General features: G+C 59.7%; 19 protein-coding genes. 4 read left to right on the top strand and 15 right to left on the bottom strand.

Annotated features, from left to right (window positions below):
* Positions 1-103: 103 nt before the first annotated feature.
* Positions 104-886: a class I SAM-dependent methyltransferase gene (locus CKW17_RS07070; RefSeq protein ID WP_095119599.1), complete on the bottom strand. Its 783-nt coding sequence runs from the start codon at positions 884-886 to the stop codon at positions 104-106.
* Between the two features lie 92 nt (positions 887-978).
* Between CKW17_RS07070 and CKW17_RS07075 the strand changes: the two genes are divergently transcribed.
* A complete protein-coding gene (locus tag CKW17_RS07075) occupies positions 979-1,599 on the top strand; it encodes a hypothetical protein (RefSeq protein WP_007908883.1) in 621 nt (206 codons plus the stop codon).
* Between the two features lie 3 nt (positions 1,600-1,602).
* On the opposite strand, the gene CKW17_RS07080 is transcribed toward CKW17_RS07075, so the two are convergent.
* The 7 genes from CKW17_RS07080 to ppc all read right to left on the bottom strand — a co-directional run bounded on the left by CKW17_RS07080 (position 1,603) and on the right by ppc (position 8,894).
* Positions 1,603-2,295 carry an extensin family protein gene (locus CKW17_RS07080; protein ID WP_095119313.1) on the bottom strand — a complete coding sequence of 231 codons (693 nt, stop codon included), beginning with the start codon at positions 2,293-2,295 and terminating at the stop codon, positions 1,603-1,605.
* A gap of 2 nt (positions 2,296-2,297) precedes the next feature.
* Complete coding sequence (locus CKW17_RS07085; protein ID WP_095119314.1) at positions 2,298-3,119, bottom strand: oxaloacetate decarboxylase; 822 nt, start codon at positions 3,117-3,119, stop codon at positions 2,298-2,300.
* A 31-nt stretch (positions 3,120-3,150) separates the two neighbouring features.
* Positions 3,151-4,011, bottom strand: coding sequence for a DUF72 domain-containing protein (locus CKW17_RS07090; RefSeq protein ID WP_095119315.1), 861 nt, complete (start codon positions 4,009-4,011; stop codon positions 3,151-3,153).
* Entirely contained in the window at positions 4,011-4,322 is a 312-nt protein-coding gene (locus CKW17_RS07095) for a hypothetical protein (RefSeq protein WP_095119316.1), read from the bottom strand. The genes CKW17_RS07090 and CKW17_RS07095 overlap by 1 nt, the downstream gene beginning before the upstream one ends.
* A gap of 222 nt (positions 4,323-4,544) precedes the next feature.
* Positions 4,545-5,219, bottom strand: coding sequence for a tRNA (adenosine(37)-N6)-threonylcarbamoyltransferase complex dimerization subunit type 1 TsaB (tsaB, locus tag CKW17_RS07100; RefSeq protein WP_038357838.1), 675 nt, complete (start codon positions 5,217-5,219; stop codon positions 4,545-4,547).
* 93 nt (positions 5,220-5,312) lie between these two features.
* Positions 5,313-5,963: an adenylate kinase gene (gene adk, locus CKW17_RS07105; RefSeq protein WP_008078383.1), complete on the bottom strand. Its 651-nt coding sequence runs from the start codon at positions 5,961-5,963 to the stop codon at positions 5,313-5,315.
* 300 nt (positions 5,964-6,263) lie between these two features.
* Positions 6,264-8,894, bottom strand: coding sequence for a phosphoenolpyruvate carboxylase (gene ppc / locus CKW17_RS07115; protein ID WP_095119317.1), 2,631 nt, complete (start codon positions 8,892-8,894; stop codon positions 6,264-6,266).
* Positions 8,895-9,107: 213 nt separating this feature from the next.
* Between ppc and CKW17_RS07120 the strand changes: the two genes are divergently transcribed.
* The 3 genes from CKW17_RS07120 to CKW17_RS07130 all read left to right on the top strand — a co-directional run bounded on the left by CKW17_RS07120 (position 9,108) and on the right by CKW17_RS07130 (position 11,077).
* Positions 9,108-9,452: a hypothetical protein gene (locus tag CKW17_RS07120; RefSeq protein ID WP_038357825.1), complete on the top strand. Its 345-nt coding sequence runs from the start codon at positions 9,108-9,110 to the stop codon at positions 9,450-9,452.
* Between the two features lie 377 nt (positions 9,453-9,829).
* Positions 9,830-10,234 (top strand): DUF4398 domain-containing protein, encoded by a 405-nt coding sequence (locus CKW17_RS07125; protein WP_034154861.1) that lies wholly within the window; start codon positions 9,830-9,832, stop codon positions 10,232-10,234.
* A 54-nt stretch (positions 10,235-10,288) separates the two neighbouring features.
* Positions 10,289-11,077: an OmpA family protein gene (locus CKW17_RS07130; RefSeq protein WP_095119318.1), complete on the top strand. Its 789-nt coding sequence runs from the start codon at positions 10,289-10,291 to the stop codon at positions 11,075-11,077.
* Between the two features lie 374 nt (positions 11,078-11,451).
* Here CKW17_RS07130 and CKW17_RS07135 read toward each other — a convergent pair whose 3' ends face one another.
* The 7 genes from CKW17_RS07135 to prfB all read right to left on the bottom strand — a co-directional run bounded on the left by CKW17_RS07135 (position 11,452) and on the right by prfB (position 18,388).
* Positions 11,452-11,781, bottom strand: a complete 330-nt coding sequence (locus CKW17_RS07135) for a hypothetical protein (protein ID WP_095119319.1) — start codon at positions 11,779-11,781, stop codon at positions 11,452-11,454.
* A complete protein-coding gene (locus CKW17_RS07140; protein WP_095119320.1) occupies positions 11,778-12,683 on the bottom strand; it encodes an alpha/beta hydrolase in 906 nt (301 codons plus the stop codon). Before CKW17_RS07140 ends, CKW17_RS07135 begins: the two co-directional genes overlap by 4 nt.
* A gap of 153 nt (positions 12,684-12,836) precedes the next feature.
* Entirely contained in the window at positions 12,837-14,087 is a 1,251-nt protein-coding gene (locus CKW17_RS07145; protein ID WP_176470053.1) for a flavohemoglobin expression-modulating QEGLA motif protein, read from the bottom strand.
* A gap of 59 nt (positions 14,088-14,146) precedes the next feature.
* The gene (locus CKW17_RS07150; RefSeq protein ID WP_095119322.1) at positions 14,147-14,701 is read right to left on the bottom strand and encodes a hypothetical protein; all 555 of its coding nucleotides are present in this window, start codon (positions 14,699-14,701) and stop codon (positions 14,147-14,149) included.
* A 155-nt stretch (positions 14,702-14,856) separates the two neighbouring features.
* Positions 14,857-15,570, bottom strand: coding sequence for a TetR/AcrR family transcriptional regulator (locus CKW17_RS07155; RefSeq protein WP_095119323.1), 714 nt, complete (start codon positions 15,568-15,570; stop codon positions 14,857-14,859).
* Between the two features lie 105 nt (positions 15,571-15,675).
* Entirely contained in the window at positions 15,676-17,178 is a 1,503-nt protein-coding gene (gene lysS / locus CKW17_RS07160; RefSeq protein ID WP_007908910.1) for a lysine--tRNA ligase, read from the bottom strand.
* Positions 17,179-17,292: 114 nt separating this feature from the next.
* A protein-coding gene (gene prfB / locus CKW17_RS07165; RefSeq protein ID WP_102900567.1) for a peptide chain release factor 2 occupies positions 17,293-18,388 on the bottom strand; the annotation gives its coding sequence in 2 pieces (ribosomal slippage) (positions 17,293-18,315 and positions 18,317-18,388; 1,095 coding nt in all).
* Positions 18,389-18,501 lie beyond the last annotated feature (113 nt).

Consider the following 18,501-nt stretch of genomic DNA (forward strand, 5'->3'; position numbering starts at 1 on the left):
TTGCGTCGCTTGGACGGACGCCTTCGCGAGCAGGCTCGCTCCCACAGTTGAAATGCATTCCAAGGTGGGAGCGAGCCTGCTCGCGAATAGCAGCGACTCGGTCTTAGGGTTTTAGCGCTTTCTTCGGGTAGATGTCATACCGGCTCGATTTGCCATCCAGCGCATGACTCGGCTTCGGCCCCTCAATGCACGGCGCCTTGCGCGGCCGCTTGACCACCACCCGGTGCGTCGCTAATGCCAAAGCAGCCTGCAACAGCGCCGGCGCGTCCGGATCATCGCCCACCAACGGCCGGAACAAGCGCATTTCCTTCTTCACCAGCGCAGTTTTCTCGCGATGGGGAAACATCGGATCGAGGTAGATCACCTGCGGCGGCTCGCCTTCCCAGTTCTGCATGACCTCGATGGAGTTGCCCTTGAGCAATTTCATCCGCGCCACGATCGGGGCCACGTCGAAATCTTCCGCCGCGCGCGCCAGACCGTCCTCCAGCAGCGCACCAATCAATGGCTGGCGCTCGATCAGGCTCATTTCGCAACCGAGGCTGGCCAGCACAAACGCATCCTTGCCCAGCCCCGCCGTGGCATCCAGCACCCGCGGACGCACACCTTGGGCGATGCCGACCGCTTTGGCGATCATCTGCCCGCTGCCGCCACCGTATAAGCGACGATGCGCAGCGCCACCCTCAACAAAGTCGACGCGCACCGGTCCCGGGGCATCCGCGCCGAGCTGTTGCAGTTGCAAACCCTGCTCGCCGACCTGCAAGGCAAACTCGCCGTCCGCCACTTCAAGCGGCAGGCCCAGGCGCTCGGCCCACTGCTGCGCTTGCGCTTCAAACGTCGCGCCGAGGGCTTCAACATGGATGCGGCAGGCCGCGGGTTGCTCGATCATGGAAAACACGCTCAAAAATTCAAGGAGCGGCAAAAACCGCCGATAACTCATTCAACGCGCATTTTGCCAGAGCTGAGCGTCAACCGAAAAAAATGTCAGGCATTCTTCCCACATCGATTGGCTACATCTCGCCCCATGGCGACTTTAGCCGTCACAACACTCAAGCACTGAGCGGCGTCAGTCACCTGTGGCAGGATTTCTTTGCCCAGGCGATGGCCGAACAGACGAGTGAAGTGGTCCCTGCCTGCGGCACGTTTCCGCCAGTTGACCTGAGCAGCCCGGAAGAACCGACCATCGGCAGCGAGCTGCACGCGCACATCGTCAGCCAGCGCGAGTGCGATGTGGTCGAGACCGAAGTGCGTCCGCCGGAGCCGCTGTTCCTGCCGATCGCCGAATTCGAAATGGACTTGCTGGACAAACCATTCCCGCCATTCCCGCCAGAAGAACTGAAAGCTCAGCAAGAGCAACAGGATTTCGACAGCAGTTGGGTGCGTCCGGTTGTGATCAACAATGGTCAGCCTGTTCCAGAGCCTGGCCCGGCCCCGCAGAAGAAACCGCTGTACCTGCCGATTGCCGAGTTCGACCTGGATCTGCTGCAAAAGCCTTATCCGCCATTCCCGCCGGAAGAAATCGTCGAGCAACAAAAGGCACTGGACTTCGATAATGGCTGGGCACGCCCGATCGTTCTGCAGAACCTGCGCCTCGCCGCTTAAACCTCAGCGACACACGCTCCAGCGCCCGACATCGACATGAAAGTGATTGCGATGGGCGGCGTTGTAATCCGGACTCAACACCACACTGAACGCCTCGCAGGCGCCATCGCGCAGCTGACGCAGAAACTGCGCGTCCTGATTTTGCTTCGGCCAGTCCTTGAGCACGCTGACCGTGCGGCCATCGGCCAGACGAAACCCGGCGATGTCCAGCGCATCAGCACTGGCATGACGGCTGAGCGCGCCGCTTTCGCGGTTGTAGACATTGCGACAGGCGAAGCTGCCGAGGTGATCGACACGCGCGACCTTTTGCCCGTAAACAGACTGCGCGGTGGGTTGCAGCGTGTGGTGTTCAAACATCGCGTAAGCCACCGCCAACGGGCAACTGGCGAGGAAGCTACTGCTCAACGCCACCTCACCGCCCTGTACACGCATGGCGCCGATCAGCGGACACTTGGCGTCGGGGCTGTCGGATTGCCGCGTGACACGAAGATCCGAGCTGCTCAACGCCTGGGTGCAGAGTTCAGGATCGCTGCGCAAACGCATCAGCTTGTAGCCGGTCAGCCAATTGGGGGCGGCTTTCACGTCCAGCGGTGCCCACGGATTCCACTGCGGTGGGACTTCAAGCCAACCGCGCCAGACACTGACCGCAGCGCCGCCAATCAGCAGCAGCACCAGCCAGAATATCCACCGCCCCATGTTCAGCCTTTGAAAAACTGATTGGCTTTGGCGTACGGCATCGACTGCGAGGTAAAGCCGAATGTGCCCGATTGCTGGATCTCTTCAGCGGCGCGGAAGAACTCGCCGAACGCTGCCAACGCCAAGGCCGAACCGGTGCTTATCCGCCGCACACCCATGTCCTGCAGTTCCTGCACGGTCAGTTTCAAGCCGCCAGACATCAGCACGTTGACTGGTTTCGGCGCCACCGCGCGCACCACCGCCAGCACTTCTTCGGCGTTGCGCAAACCTGGCGCGTACAACACGTCGGCGCCCGCTTCGGCGAAGGCCTGCAAGCGGCGGATGGTGTCGTTGATGTCGGGATTGCCGTGCAGATAGTTTTCCGCGCGGGCAGTCAGGATGAACGGGAATGGCAGCGTGCGCACCGCGGCGACCGCAGCTTCGATACGTGCCACGGCGTGTTCAAAGCAATAGATCGGCGCGTCTGCACGGCCCGTGGCGTCTTCGATTGAGCCACCGACCGCACCCGCCTCGGCTGCGCGAATCAGGCTTTTCGCGGCCTCGGCTGGATCATCGGAAAAACCGTTTTCCAGATCCACCGCCACCGGCAGATCCGTCGCGGCGACGATAGCGCGGACATTGGCCAAGGTCTCATCAAGGCTCAAGGCACCGTCAGCCTTGCCCTGGGAAAACGCATAACCGGCGCTGGTGGTTGCCAAGGCCTGATAGCCGAGGCTGGCGAGCATTTTCGCCGAACCGGCATCCCACGGATTGGGAATGACGAAAATCCCCGGACGTTCATGCAGGGCTTTGAAGGCGTGTGCTTTAAGGGCTTGGGCATCCATCGGCAGGCTCCAGGGCAGGAAAAAATCCGCCTCAGAGCAGGCCAAGTTGCTCCGCGGCGGGTTCTCTGTATAGCTCAGGCAGGGCCGGCAGGCCAGGCAAACGTTGCATCAGTTGTGCGTGAAAACGTTGCGCCAGTTTTGCCGCCAACAGGTTGTCGGCGGTGTGCAGGAAGATATACGGCGTGCGGCCCTCTTCGATCCACTCGGCGATTTTCGCCACCCACGGCACCAGGAACGTGTCGTTGGCCTCAAGCTCGGGATGACCGATGAAGCGCACTTGCGGAAATTGCGTAAATGCCGCCGGGCGTGTCGGCACGCGCGGCTTTTTCGATTGCGCGTGGATCACCGAGGATTCGGTCGACAGGCAACTGAACAGCGCACGCGGGTCGAGACAGATGCGTTCAACGCCACGATCCAGCAACAGGCGATTGAGCAAGCGTTCGCTTTCGCCCTTGGCGAAGAACTGTTCATGGCGCACTTCCACCGCCAGCGGGCAATCCAGCGCATCGATGAATGCCGCCAGTTCCGGCAGCCGATGCGGCGTAAAGCTTTTCGACAATTGCAGCCACATTGGCGAGACGCGCTCACCGAGCGGTTTGAGTAATTGCAGGAAGGTTTCGGCGGCGGTCAGTTGCTCGCGCAGATCACCGCTGTGGCTGATGTCGCCAGGAAATTTGGCGGTGAAGCGAAAGTGCTCGGGCATCACCTCAGCCCAACGCTGCACCGTGGCGGGCGAAGGACTTGCGTAGAAGGTCGTGTTGCCCTCGACGGCGTTGAACACTTGCGAATAGAGGCCGAGGAAATCGGCGGTTTTGGCGTCTACCGGATACAGATACTCGCGCCAGGCATTTTCGCTCCAGGACGGGCAACCGAGGTAGTAAGGCAGATCCATCAGATGTACAGATCGAGGCCCAGCACGTCTGCATCCCAATCGACAAAACCGGCGGTGCTCAGGTAGCTGGCCAAGGCCATCGCTACGCTTTTTTTCATCGCACGGTGGTAGATCATGTCTTGTTGGCGGGCGGGCAGATTGCTCAGGCGTTGCGCGGCAGCTTTGGCGGCAGCACGGGCAGTCAGTTGCTCTTCAGTCGGAAATTCGATCTCACCGTCGATATCGTCGACGGACTCATCCACAGTCACATGGCCTTTGCGAGGCTTGCGCTTGATGGGGTAGGACTGAGAGGAAAGGCCGTCTATACGCATAAATTCATGCTCGGTATCAATGATGGCAATTTAGCGGCACTTGACCGACTTAGCAAACCGCCGAGTGATAACTAGAACACATAAAGCGCAAAAGGTTTAAAACGAGGGGTTAGAAACTGACGATTGGCTTCAGAAGATCAAAAGATCGCAGCCTTCGGCAGCTCCTACATTTGGAATGCGATCCTTGTAGGAGCTGCCGAAGGCTGCGATCTTTTTAAAGGCTCAACGAGCCTTGGGGGTGGCGACTTTATCGCGCAGGTAAACCGGTTGCGCGTCATCCGCCGGGATCGACTCGCCGCGTTCCCAGGCAAAACGCGCCAGCGTCAGCAGGTCTTCGGCGTGGGGCAACATGCCCGCATCCGAGCCGCTCAGATTGACCGCAATGCGCTCGCCATAACCCCAACCGGTGCCAGCACCGAACCAGTCGCCACTGGCATCCGCCGGCAGCGCTGCGACTTCCGGTGGCAACACCGCTTCGGCACCGACCAGACGCATCTCCCCCGCTGTCTCGCGGTAGCAGCCCCAATACACTTCATCCATGCGCGCATCAATGGCCGCCGCGACCTGGCTCACACCGTGCTCACGCAACGCGCGCTGCGCCAGCACCGCAAGGTTGGACACCGGCAACACCGGACGATCCAGCGCAAACGCCAGCCCCTGCACCACACCAATGGCAATCCGCACACCGGTAAACGCACCCGGCCCGCGACCGAAAGCAATCGCATCGACCGCTTGCAACGTGGTGCCGGCGTCGGCCAGCAATTGCTGGATCATCGGCAGCAGCTTCTGCGCGTGCAGGCGCGGGATCACCTCGTAATGGCTCGTGACCTTGCCGTCATGCAGCAAGGCAACGGAGCAAGCTTCAGTCGCGGTGTCCAGGGCCAGCAAGGTGCTCATCGATGTTTCCAAAACAAGGGTGGGAAAAAGTGCGTCAGTATAAACAACTACGGCCCGCAAGCGGGCCGTGGATGATGCTGCGGTTCAGACTTTTCAGCTCAGCGCGGCCAGCACCTTGGCGGTGATCGCATCGACCGAACCAACGCCCGGGATGTGGCTGTACTTCGGCTTGCCAGCGTTTTTGGCGGACAGGCTCTGATAGAACTCCACCAGCGGCTTGGTCTGCGAGTGGTAGACCGACAGGCGATGACGCACGGTTTCTTCGGTGTCGTCCTTGCGCTGTACCAGCTCTTCGCCAGTGATGTCGTCTTTGCCGGCGATTTTCGGCGGGTTGTAGACGATGTGGTAAACCCGGCCGCTGGCTTCGTGAACACGACGGCCGGCGATGCGTTGAACGATTTCTTCGTCTTCAACAGCAATTTCAACCACTGCATCCAGCTCGACGCCGGCAGTTACCAACGCTTCAGCCTGCGGAATGGTGCGCGGGAAGCCGTCGAACAGGAAACCATTGGCGCAGTCTGGCTGAGCGATACGGTCCTGAACCAGTGCGATGATCAGGTCATCCGACACCAGGCCGCCGGCATCCATGATGCTCTTGGCTTGCACGCCCAGCGGAGTACCGGCCTTGACCGCTGCACGCAGCATGTCGCCGGTGGAAATTTGTGGAATGCCGAATTTTTCGGTGATGAACTTAGCCTGAGTACCTTTACCGGCCCCGGGAGCTCCCAGCAGAATGACGCGCATTAGATGTGCTCCTCAATTTTTTTATAAAAAGCTTTTACAAAACAAAGGATTCGCCGCTTGGGACGAATCCTGAAAATACGGGTCGTGGCCGCACAAACGGCCAAAGGCTGATCAAGATACACAGCAGGCTGCGCCCACACAAGACGCCAAAAGTCGGAGAAACCGACGCCCCCTGCGACCTTGCGACGCGGTAACCCAAGTCGCAACCCCATCATTAACTGTCGCCTGGCGGCACTTCTCTCCGTCAGGCAAAGCGGCATTCGGCGTTTGTTGCCGTTGCCGCGTGCCACGACAAAAACGTTAGCCGGTATTTCGCAAACCGGCGGCAATCCCCGCCACAGACACCAGCAACGCCTGTTCCACCGGGCTGCCCTGCTCGACATCCTGCTGTCGCGAGCGGGCCAGCAACTCGGCCTGCAATAGATGCAGCGGGTCGAGGTAGGTGTTGCGCAGACGGATGAATTCAAGGGTGTCAGGGCTATGTGCCAGCAGCTGCGACTGGCCAGTCAGGCCGAGCACCACGGCGCATGCCTGCGACAATAGGTCGCGTAACTGCGCGCCCAACGGCAGCAAGTCTGGCTCGACCAGACGCTGATCGTAGGACAGCGCGATATCCGCGTCAGCCTTGGCCAGGACCATTTCGAGCATGTCGATACGGGTGCGGAAGAACGGCCACTGTTCGCGCATCTGCCCGAGCAACTCGCCTTCGCCACGCTCCAGCGCTTTGCTCAGCGCCGACTCCCACCCCAGCCACGCTGGCAGCATCAACCGCGTTTGCGTCCAGCCAAATATCCACGGGATCGCCCGCAGACTTTCGATACCGCCCGCGCGACGTTTGGCCGGGCGACTGCCGAGCGGTAAACGCCCCAGTTCCTGCTCCGGCGTGGACTGGCGGAAGTACTCGACGAATTGCGGATTTTCCCGCACGACCTGGCGATAAGCACTGACACCGTCAGCCGCCAATTCATCCATCAGATGGCGCCACTCAGGCGTTGGCGGCGGTGGTGGCAACAACGTTGCTTCAAGCACCGCCGCCAGATACAGGTTGAGATTTTGCTCGGCGATGTCCGGCAGGCCGAATTTGAATCGAATCATTTCGCCCTGCTCGGTGGTGCGGAAACGCCCGGCCACCGAACCCGGTGGCTGCGACAGAATCGCCGCGTGCGCCGGGCCACCGCCACGACCAACAGTACCGCCGCGACCGTGGAACAGGAGTAGTTCGACTTGCTGCTCGCGGCAGATCTCCACCAGGCGTTCCTGTGCACGATATTGCGCCCAGGCCGCCGCCGTGGTGCCAGCGTCCTTGGCGGAATCGGAGTAGCCGATCATCACTTCCTGCGGGCCTTGCAGCCGTGCGCGGTAACCCGGCAGCAGCAACAACCGCTCCATCACCGGCCCGGCGTTGTCGAGGTCGGCGAGGGTTTCAAACAGCGGCACCACACGCATCGGCCGCAATACGCCGGACTCTTTGAGCAGCAGTTGCACGGCGAGCACATCGGAAGCGGCGCCAGCCATGGAGATCACGTAGGAACCGAGCGAAGCGCCCGGTGCTGCGGCAATTTCCTTGCAGGTGTTAAGCACTTCGGCGGTGTCGGCGGACGGTTTGAAATGTGCCGGCAGCAGTGGTCGGCGATTACTCAGTTCACGGGTCAGGAAGCTGATGCGCTGCTCTTCGTCCCAGTCTTCATAACGACCGAGGCCGAGGTAATCGGTGATTTCGGTCATCGCCGAGCTGTGGCGCGACGAATCCTGGCGTACATCGAGGCGTACAAGGAACAGGCCAAACGTCACCGCACGACGCAAGCAATCGAGCAACGGGCCGTCAGCAATCACACCCATGCCGCATTCGTGCAGCGAGTTGAAACACAGCTCCAGCGGATCGAGCAGATCACGGTTGTTGCTCAGCACATCAGACGGCGCTGGCGTCGGCGCGGTCAGCGCAGCGTGTGCCCAGTTGCGCGTCGCGCGCAGGCGTTCGCGCAGTTGTTTGAGCACCGCGCGATACGGTTCGGCGCTGTCGCCAGCCTTGGCTTTGAGGGCATCGCTGGCCTGCTGCATCGACAGTTCAGCCGCGAGGTGATCGACATCGCGCAGGTACAAATCGGCGGCCATCCAGCGCGCCAGCAGCAACACTTCGCGGGTCACTGCGGCGGTGACGTTGGGGTTGCCGTCACGGTCGCCACCCATCCATGACGCGAAGCGAATCGGCGCCGCTTCCAGTGGCAGACGCAGGCCGGTCGCTTCATGCAACGCCTTGTCGGCCTTGCGCATATGGTTGGGGATCGCTTGCCACAGCGAATGTTCGATCACCGCGAAACCCCACTTGGCTTCGTCGACTGGCGTCGGTCGTGTGCGGCGGATTTCTTCGGTGTGCCAGGCTTCGGCGATCAACCGTTGCAGGGTGTTCTGAATCTGTTCGCGTTCGGCGCTGGTCAAGTCGCGATGATCCTGCGCAGCGAGTTGTCCGGCGATCGCGTCGTACTTCTGAATCAGCGTGCGTCGCGCGACTTCGGTCGGGTGCGCGGTCAGCACCAGTTCGATTTCCAGTCGCGCCAGTTGCCGGGCCAGCGACTCGGCGCTGTGGCCTTCGTTGCGTAAACGGGCGAGCAATTCCGGCAACACGCGGGATTCGAACGGCGCCGGCTGCGACTCTTCGCGGCGATGGATCAACTGGTACTGCTCGGCGATGTTCGCCAGGTTGAGAAACTGGTTGAACGCCCGCGCCACCGGGAGCAATTCGTCTTCGCTCAATTGATTGAGGCTGGCGCTCAGTTCAGCGTCCATCGAACCACGCCGATCGGCCTTGGCGCCCTTGCGGATCTGCTCGATCTTGTCGAGGAAGGCCTCGCCGTATTGATCTCGAATGGTGTTGCCCAGCAGTTCTCCGAGCAGGTGAACGTCTTCGCGCAAGCGTGCATCAATATCGGTCATCAGCAATTCCCCAGCAGTAATCCGGACGGCTTAGAAACAAGTGCATGACCTAGAGAGTGCCGCTCTACGACGCTTCTTACAAGCAGCCGACCAAGGGACTTTAAACCTTACTGACAAAAGCTAGTCTCAACAGTAAGCCGTACAACGGCTTGCCGCCGGCGCTGCCGGACACTCACCCAGGCCTGCCATGAGCAGGCGCGAAATGAGGTCATCATGAAAATTCGTGAACTCGCCCAGCATTGGGAAGAAAACGCCAAGGGTCGCCTGACCGACACTGGCTACACGATTCATCTGGACGTCGAGGCCGCTGCGCGTCTGGCAGCGATTGCCGAGATGTACCCCAAACGGCATGCCGAAGAGCTGCTCGGCGAACTGATCGGCGCAGCCCTTGAAGAGTTTGAAGCGAGCCTGCCGTATGTGAAGGGTTCGACGGTGGTGGCGACCGATGAGGAAGGTGATCCGTTGTATGAGGATGTCGGGCCGACGCCACGTTTTCTGGCGTTGTCGCGCCGGCATTTGCATGACCTCTCGGCCACTGCCGGCAAGCAAAAACACTGACACCACACAGATCAAACTGTAGGAGTGAGCCTGCTCGCGATGGCGGATTTTCAGTCGACATTTTTGTTGTCTGATACGACGCCATCGCGAGCAGGCTCACTCCTACAGGGATCGTATTTCAAGCTGAAAATCGATGTGTTTTCGGCGTCTTAAAACCCCGCGCGTACCACTCTCTGCCGCCAAAGTTCCCGCTCTAGAGCCTTGTCCATTCGGTCAAAGTTTTTTTTGGCGATTAGCCATCTTTTCTGAACTTTTGAAAAATCACTCCGGTCGGAACCTGTAACCACGCCTGGAACGAGCGTTTCAAAAACGCGCTTTCACACGTCGCTTGCGGCTCCTCGACCAGGATGGATTCAGATGTATTCAGGAGATGCCTAATGGAGTTGAAGACCATGAAAAACCAAACCTCGTTTACCCACCTGCGCGGTCTGAAACTGGCTGCTCTGGCGATCGGCACCAGCTTCGTACTGGCCGGTTGCGCCGGTAACCCACCGACCGAGCAATACGCCGTGACCCAATCGGCCGTGAACAGCGCAGTCAGCGCCGGCGGTACCGAGTTCGCTGCGGTTGAGATGAAGCAAGCGCAGGACAAGCTGAAGCAAGCCGAAATCGCCATGCACGACAAGAAGTATGACGAGGCTCGCACCCTGTCCGAGCAAGCCGAGTGGGACGCTCGCGTCGCCGAACGCAAGGCTCAGGCAGCCAAGGCTGAACAAGCCGTGAAGGATTCCCAGAAAGGTGTTCAGGAACTGCGTCAGGAAAGTCAGCGCACTGTGCAGTAAGCGCGCATCCCGATAGCAACGCTGAAACTTTTATCGATAGAAAGGACGAAAATTATGCGTAAGCAACTGATGATCCCAGCTCTTTTGGCCGCAAGCGTCGCTCTGGCTGCCTGCTCTACCCCGCCTAACCCGAACCTGGAACAGGCGCGCACCAACTACGCCGGCCTGCAAGCCAACCCACAGGCGAGCAAAGTCGCGGCGCTGGAAACCAAAGACGCCAGCGATTACCTGGACAAGGCCGACAAGGCTTATCTGGACAAGCAAGATGCGGCCAAGGTTGACCAACTGGCCTACCTGACCAACCAGCGCGTGGAAGTGGCCAAGCAGACCATCGCCCTGCGCACTGCGGAAAACAACCTGAAGAACGCCGCTGCCCAACGTGCCCAGGCGCGTCTGGATGCGCGTGATCAGCAAATCAAACAGCTGCAGGACAGTCTGAATGCCAAGCAGACCGATCGCGGTACGCTGGTGACCTTCGGCGACGTGCTGTTCGCCACCGACCGTGCCGACCTGAAATCCAGCGGCCTGGTCAACATCAACAAACTGGCGCAATTCCTCCAGGAAAACCCGGATCGCAAAGTGATCGTCGAGGGTTACACCGACAGCACCGGTACTGCGAGCCACAACCAGACTCTGTCTGAACGTCGCGCCAATTCCGTACGTACCGCTCTGGTGAAAATGGGCGTTGATCCAGCGCGCATCGTTGCTCAGGGCTACGGCAAGGAATACCCGGTTGCCGAGAACGGTAGCGTGTCTGGCCGTGCAATGAATCGTCGTGTGGAAGTGACCATTTCCAACGACAACCAGCCAGTGATGCCACGTTCGGCGGTCAGCTCGAACTAAGCGCCCTGCTGTAACGCAAAAGCCCCGCCTGAGTGATCAGGCGGGGCTTTTTTGTGGGGCTGAAATCGCGGCCCCTCACCCCAGCCCTCTCCCGAGGGAGAGGGAGCCGATTTGTGGTGCTTTCAGAATTTGTGTTCGACACGATGGGTCAGGCTGGGCTTTTTTGTGGGGCTGAAATCGCAGCCCCTCACCCCAGCCCTCTCCCGAGGGAGAGGGAGCCGATTGGGGGATGCTGAATAGCTGCGTCGACCTGGGAGTGCTTTGCCGAATCCGTAATCGACGCAATCTTTCAGGTCGGCGTATAGCGAAAGAACACCTCGGTCAGTCCCCTCTCCCTCTGGGAGAGGGTTAGGGTGAGGGCTGGTCCTGCAGAATCACTGCTCAAGCTTCTGCGGAGTCTCTTCACCCATGCAGCGCACGGCTTTTTTCTGTGCGTTGATCAGCACGCCGGTCAGGCCTTTCTGCTCGGTATCGAACAACACCAGCACCCCATCAATGCACTGCGCGACCTGTGGCGCGGGGGCTAGAGAGACTTTGTAATCCTCACCCGGCACCGTCTTGAGCATGGTGAATTCATTGAGCAGCAGCGCATCCTCGGGTTTGGCGAAGTGGAGGTAGCCGTAGTACCACAGCGCCCCGACGGTGCCGAGGATGCTGCAGATACCGGTGATGATCAACGGGATGGCATTACGTTCTTCAGTCATTGCGGACTCTCATCTTCAGAATTCGGGGGTGTCGGGTAATTGGGGATTTCGCCGAGACGGCGCAGGCCATTGAAATGCTCGGGATCGTCGAGGTAGCGCAGCATCACTTGGCGCCAGATCGGGTCGCCAAATGTCTGCACATGACCGCCACGGGTCAGTTGCAGCACGCGCGGTGGCGGCGCAGCTTGATACAGGCGGATGCCGTTGGAAAGCGGCACCAGCGGATCATCGATGCTGTGGAAAATCAGCTTCGGCACGCCGTTGAGTTGCGGCATCGAGTTGATCGCGCTGTCACCGTCCGGCACCAGCCACGACAGCGGCACCTGGAACGGCCAGGTCAGCCAAGCGGTGCTCAGCGCGTATTGGCCGACGCTGCGATAGCTGGCGGGTACACCGTCGAGTATCAAAGCCTTCAGCTGCTTCTGCCGCTCGGGATGCTGCACCAGCCAATGCACGGCCATCGAACCGCCGAGGCTCTGACCGAGCAGAATCAGCGGCTTGCCTTTGACTTCCGGCGCCTTGTCCAGCCACGCAAAAGCGGTATCAATGTCCTGATAGATCGCCGGCAAACTCGGCTCGCCCTCGGATAAGCCATAACCGCGATAGTCGACCAACAACACTTGATAGCCGTTTTTCGGTAGCCACCAGCTCCCGCCCAAATGCATCGGCAGGTTGCCGCCGTTGCCGTGCAAATGCAGAACCGTGCCTTTTACCTCGACGCCGGGTTTGGCCGGCAGCCACCAGGCATTCAGCTTCAAGCCATCAGCCGTAACCAGCGTGACGGTGCGGTATTCGAGTTTGGCTTTTTCCGGAGTGAAGATCTGGCCCGGCTCGGGGTAGAACAACAAAGAGCTACAACCGCCGAGGGTCAGGAGCAGGCAGAAGATGCCGAGGATTCTCATCCGGTGAAACCTCGCAGAAATTCGGGTTGGAATACAGAACAAATGTGTAGGAGTGAGCCTGCTCGCGATAGCGGTGTTCCAGTCGATATTAATGTTGATTGAAACACCGCTTTCGCGAGCAGGCTCACTCCTACAGGGGGGTTTGTGTGTGGGCTAGAGGATATTGGAGTAATCCGCTTCGATCCGGTCCAGGCTCAAGTGATTGAGGAAGTTGGAGAAGCACATCCACGCCGACAACGCGTTCAAATCGCGGAACTGGTCCGGCAGATACTTCGGCGGCACCACCAATCCTTCATCCACCAGCTGACGCAAGGTACGCATGTCTTCCAGCGTGGTCTTGCCGCAGAACAACAACGGAATCTGCTCAAGCTTGCCTTTACGCACGGCCAACTGAATGTAGTTGTAAACCATGATAAAGCCCTTGAGGTAGGACAAGTCTTTGGTGAATGGCAGACCGGTCGGCGTCGATCCACGGAAAACGCGACTGGCGTTGCCGTAACTTTCCGCCATCTCAAAACCCTGCTCGCGGAAGAACTCGAAGATCTGCAAGAAGTCCGCGCCCTCCTCCACCATGTGGATGGCGCGGGTGCGGTTGGTCAGTTTGCGCAGGCGGCTCGGGTAGGAGGCGAAGGTGATGATTTCCATCAGGATCGCCAGGCCTTCCTGGGTCACCGTCGACGACGGTGGGCCTTTGGACAGGAAGGTGCAGATCGGCTGGTTCAGCCCGTTGAGCGTAGTGCCGACGTGCACCAGGCCTTCGTGAACCTCCAGCGCACGCACGTCGCGGTCATTGAACAACGCATCGGTGCGGATCTTGATGTAATCGGCGCCCGCTGCGGCGTCAGCGACAATGCCGTCGGACTCGAACACGCGAATGGTTTCCTCAGCCTCACCAAAGACCTTGTTCAGACGAGTTTGCAGCAGGTGCACGGCGTCCTTGGCGGTGAGGATTTTCGGCTCGTCCTTCAAATCGCCACGACCATCAATGTTGTTCAGATAGTCGGACATCATCAGGCCGAGGTCGGCCAGGGTCGGGTCACCGGCGTGGAAGGCATCGGACGCAGCCCCGTACAACTCTTGCGAGATCAGGCCGAAATCCTCGGTGCCGCGTGCTTCGAGCATGCGCACCACCATGCGGTATTCCTTGCACATGCGCCGCATGATCTGCCCGACCGGGTTGAACTGGCCGAGCTGGCGGGTGATGTCGCGCTCGATATTCTGGAATTCCAGTTTGACCTTGCTCGAGTCGAAACTCAGCGGCCGATTGAGGTAATAGTCGCGATCCACCGCCGGCATTTCCTTGCCTTTGGCCTTGAGGAAGCCCTTACGGATGTTCTCGTCCCACTTGACCGCGTCGAGTACGCGAATCGGCGTCTGCGCCAGCACAATGCGGTCGGACAACATGCGTATCGTCTGCTGGTAATCGTCCACCCGAAACTCCTGTAGAAAACCTGACGTGTAAATTATTGGGCGCGGGCCTGGCGCTGGTAGCGCACGGCTTCGACAAAGACATCGGAATTGGCCGGATCGTCGAGGTAAGCAAAGACCTTGTCGAGGTTGCTGTCGACATGCACGCCGTCGCCATCGTCGGTCTGGAAGGCCTGACCGTCGAGGGCTTTCTGTTTGATCGCTTGATTGATCTGCTCGAGATCGAGGTTGTAGACCACCAGTTCGTGTTTGTCGGTGAGCTCGAAACCGGCGATGGTGAAGTGGCCACCGTACTGCGCCGGGACTTTCGCCGACAGATACCAGCGGTTGCCGTGGCGCGACACGGTGAACGGATAGGCTTCGCGTTCGTGGGGTTTGGCCTTGAAGTACGTGACGGCCTGGTAACGATCGTTGCCCAACCGCGTCAGCTCAAGGTTCATCGGCTCGCCCCAGGCATTGGTGCTCGACCATTTGCCGAGCAGGCCCTTGGGCGCCGGGTCACTGGTGGCCAGCGGTTCCTTGAAGGTCACCAGACAGCCACTGAGCAGCAGGAACGACAAGGCGATCAGCACGCCACGCCAGGCTTTCATTCAATACTCCCTATGAACACACGGCCCTGAACATCGCCACATTACCCGGTGGGAGCGAGCCTGCTCGCGAAAGCGGTGTGTCAGGCAACAAAGATGTTGAATGTCAGACCGCATTCGCGAGCAGGCTCGCTCCCACAGGGTGAAGCAACAGCGGATTACACCGACGCGAGCACCAGGTGCATGTAGCGCGTCAGAATGCCGAGCATGTCCTCTTCGGCCAAAGGCTCGGCGTCGTTGAGCAGGCCCTGATATTCCATCCGTCCGATAATCGCCGTCAACACCTTGGCATCCTGTTGCGGTTCACGCGAGCCCAATACCTGAAACAACTGGCAAGTGCCCTGCAACAGAATCTGCTGATGCGAGCGCACCAGAATCGCCAGACGCGGATTGAGCAGCGCTTCCTGACGGAACGCCTGCTCGGCCATCAAGTGCTCGCGACGGTTAAGCAATTGCCGGTGAACATAGTCGGCCATCAACCGCGCAATGTCGTCAGCCAATTGCGAGCGCGACTCCGGGCTGCCGTCACCACTGACGACCATGTCACGCAGCAGACCTTCATTGTTGATCCACAACTTGGCCATGTACGCCGCACTGCGCTCCACATACTGGGCGAAGGTATCGGTGAGCAGGTCATCGATGTCTTTGAAGTAATAGGTGGTCGCCGACAACGGCACACCGGCCTCGGCCGCCACGGCACGATGGCGCACGGCGCGCACGCCATCACGCACGACAATCCTCATCGCTGCGTCGAGAATGTCCTGTCGACGCTGCTCACTGCCCTGTCGGCTGGCCTTGCGACCCTGGTACTGAACACTTTCAGCGACCGCAGTGGCGATACCCGCTGCACCCTCTTGAGCTATTGCACCCATCACGACAGAACTTCCTCTGCTATTGCAAAATTAACCAATTGATACATTTGTACCAGACAGGCAATAAAAAGCCGCCTGTTTTAGGCGGCTTTTCAACTGAAACGTTTACGCTTGCGGTCGCATGTGCGGGAACAGGATCACATCGCGGATCGACGGCGAGTTGGTCAACAACATCACCAGACGATCGATGCCGATGCCTTCACCGGCCGTTGGCGGCATGCCGTACTCCAGCGCGCGAACGAAGTCGGCGTCGTAGTGCATGGCTTCGTCGTCACCGGCGTCCTTGTCGGCCACCTGCGCCATGAAGCGCTCGGCCTGGTCTTCCGCATCGTTCAACTCGGAGTAGGCGTTGGCGATTTCACGGCCACCGATGAACAGCTCGAAGCGGTCGGTGACGTTCGGGTTGTCGTCGTTGCGACGGGCCAGCGGCGACACTTCAAACGGGTACTGGGTAATGAAGTGCGGCTGTTCCAGCTTGTGCTCGACCAGCTCTTCGAAAATCATCACCTGCAGCTTGCCCAGACCTTCGAAGCCCAGCACCTTGGCACCGGCCTTCTTGGCGATGGCGCGGGCCTTGTCGATGTCGTTCAGATCATCGGCGGTCAGCTCAGGGTTGTACTTGAGGATCGAGTCGAACACCGACAGACGTACAAACGGCTCGCCGAAGTGGAACACCTTGTCGCCGTACGGCACGTCGGTGCTGCCCAGCACCAGCTGCGCCAGTTCACGGAACAGTTCTTCGGTCAGGTCCATGTTGTCTTCGTAGTCGGCGTACGCCTGGTAGAACTCCAACATGGTGAATTCAGGGTTGTGACGCGTCGAAACGCCTTCGTTACGGAAGTTGCGGTTGATCTCGAAGACCTTTTCAAAACCACCGACCACCAGACGCTTCAGATACAGCTCTGGCGCGATACGCAGGAACATTTCCATGTCCAGCGCGTTGTGGTGGGTTTCGAACGGCTTGGCCGCAGCGCCGCCCGGAATGGTCTGCAGCATCGGCGTTTCGACTTCAAGGAAGTCGCGCTTCATCAGAAAACTGCGGATGTGCGCGATCACTTGCGAACGTACGCGGAAAGTCTGGCGCACGTCTTCGTTGACGATCAGGTCAACGTAGCGCTGACGGTAGCGCTGTTCGGTGTCGGTCAGGCCGTGGTGCTTGTCCGGCAGCGGACGCAGCGATTTGGTCAGCAGACGCACGCTGGTCATTTCAACGTACAGGTCGCCCTTGCCGGAACGCGCCAGGGTGCCTTCGGCGGCAATGATGTCGCCCATGTCCCAGGTTTTCACCGCGGCCAGGGTGTCTTCCGACAGGGTCTTGCGGTTGACGTAGACCTGAATGCGACCGGTCATGTCCTGGATCACCATGAACGAGCCACGGTTGAGCATGATGCGACCGGCAACCTTGACCGGGATTGCAGCCTCTGCCAGCTCTTCCTTGGTCTTGTCCGCGTATTTCTTCTGCAGATCTTCGCAGTAGTTTTCGCGGCGGAAGTCGTTCGGGAAGGCGTTGCCCTTGGCGCGCTCGGCAGCCAGCTTTTCCTTGCGCAGGGCGATCAGGGAGTTTTCTTCCTGTTGCAGGGCTTGCGGGTCGAGTTGTTGGTCGCTCATGTCTTTAGATATTCCATCAGGTTCGTTGCCCCCGGGCCTTGCAGCCCGGGGATCGCCAGCAGGGCTGGCTCCTACAGGGATCGGATTGAAGCAGCCGATGCTGTATTGCGTCTTTTACAGCCCGGATTTCAGGCTGGCATACAGGTATTCGTCGATATCACCGTCGAGTACCTTGTCGCAGTCGCTGCGTTCGATGTTGGTGCGCAGATCCTTGATCCGCGACGCATCGAGCACGTACGAGCGAATCTGGTGACCCCAGCCGATGTCGGACTTGGTGTCTTCCAGCGCTTGCGACGCGGCGTTGCGTTTCTGCATTTCCTGCTCGTACAACTTGGCCCGCAGCATTTTCATGGCGGTGTCCTTGTTGGCGTGCTGGGAACGTTCGTTCTGGCAGCTGACCACGGTGTTGGTCGGTACGTGAGTGATACGTACGGCCGAGTCGGTGGTGTTTACGTGCTGACCACCGGCACCGGAGGAACGATAGGTGTCGATGCGCAGGTCTGCCGGGTTGATTTCGATTTCGACCTTGTCGTCGATCTCTGGCGAGACGAAAACCGCGGAGAACGAGGTGTGGCGACGGTTGCCGGAGTCGAACGGGCTCTTGCGCACCAGACGGTGCACACCGATCTCGGTACGCAACCAGCCAAAGGCGTATTCACCCTTGATGTGCACGGTCGCACCTTTGATACCGGCGACTTCACCGGCCGACAGTTCCATGATGGTCGCGTCGAAACCGCGCTTGTCCGCCCAGCGCAGGTACATGCGCAGCAGGATGTTGGCCCAGTCCTGGGCTTCGGTGCCGCCGGAACCGGCCTGGATGTCCAGGTAGGCGTTGTTCGGGTCCATTTCATGGCTGAACATGCGGCGGAATTCCAGCTTGGCCAGATTTTCCTCGAGACGGGCCAGCTCGGCGACGACATCGCCCACTGCGCCTTCGTCGTTCTCTTCGACGGCCATGTCCAGCAGGTCGCGGCAATCGGCCAGACCGCCGTTCAGTTCGTCGAGGGTATCGACGATCTGTGCCAGCGCGGCGCGCTCGCGGCCCAGTTCCTGGGCGTATTCAGGTTTGTTCCAGACGCTCGGATCTTCAAGCTCGCGATTGACCTCAGTCAGACGCTCATGCTTTTGATCGTAGTCAAAGATACCCCCGAATAGTTTCGGAGCGCTCGGACAGGTCCTTGATGGTGTTCAGGATCGGGTTGATTTCCATGACGGGCAGCACTCGTTGGCGAACTTTTGAAAGCCGGCGAGTATAACGTAATCAGGCTGTCACGGCAGCCCGTCTGGCGGGTGTGGGGATCATTAAAGCCTTTGCCCTCACCC

It is taken from the genome of Pseudomonas sp. Irchel s3f10 (assembly GCF_900187515.1).
Lineage (GTDB): Bacteria > Pseudomonadota > Gammaproteobacteria > Pseudomonadales > Pseudomonadaceae > Aquipseudomonas > Aquipseudomonas tensinigenes.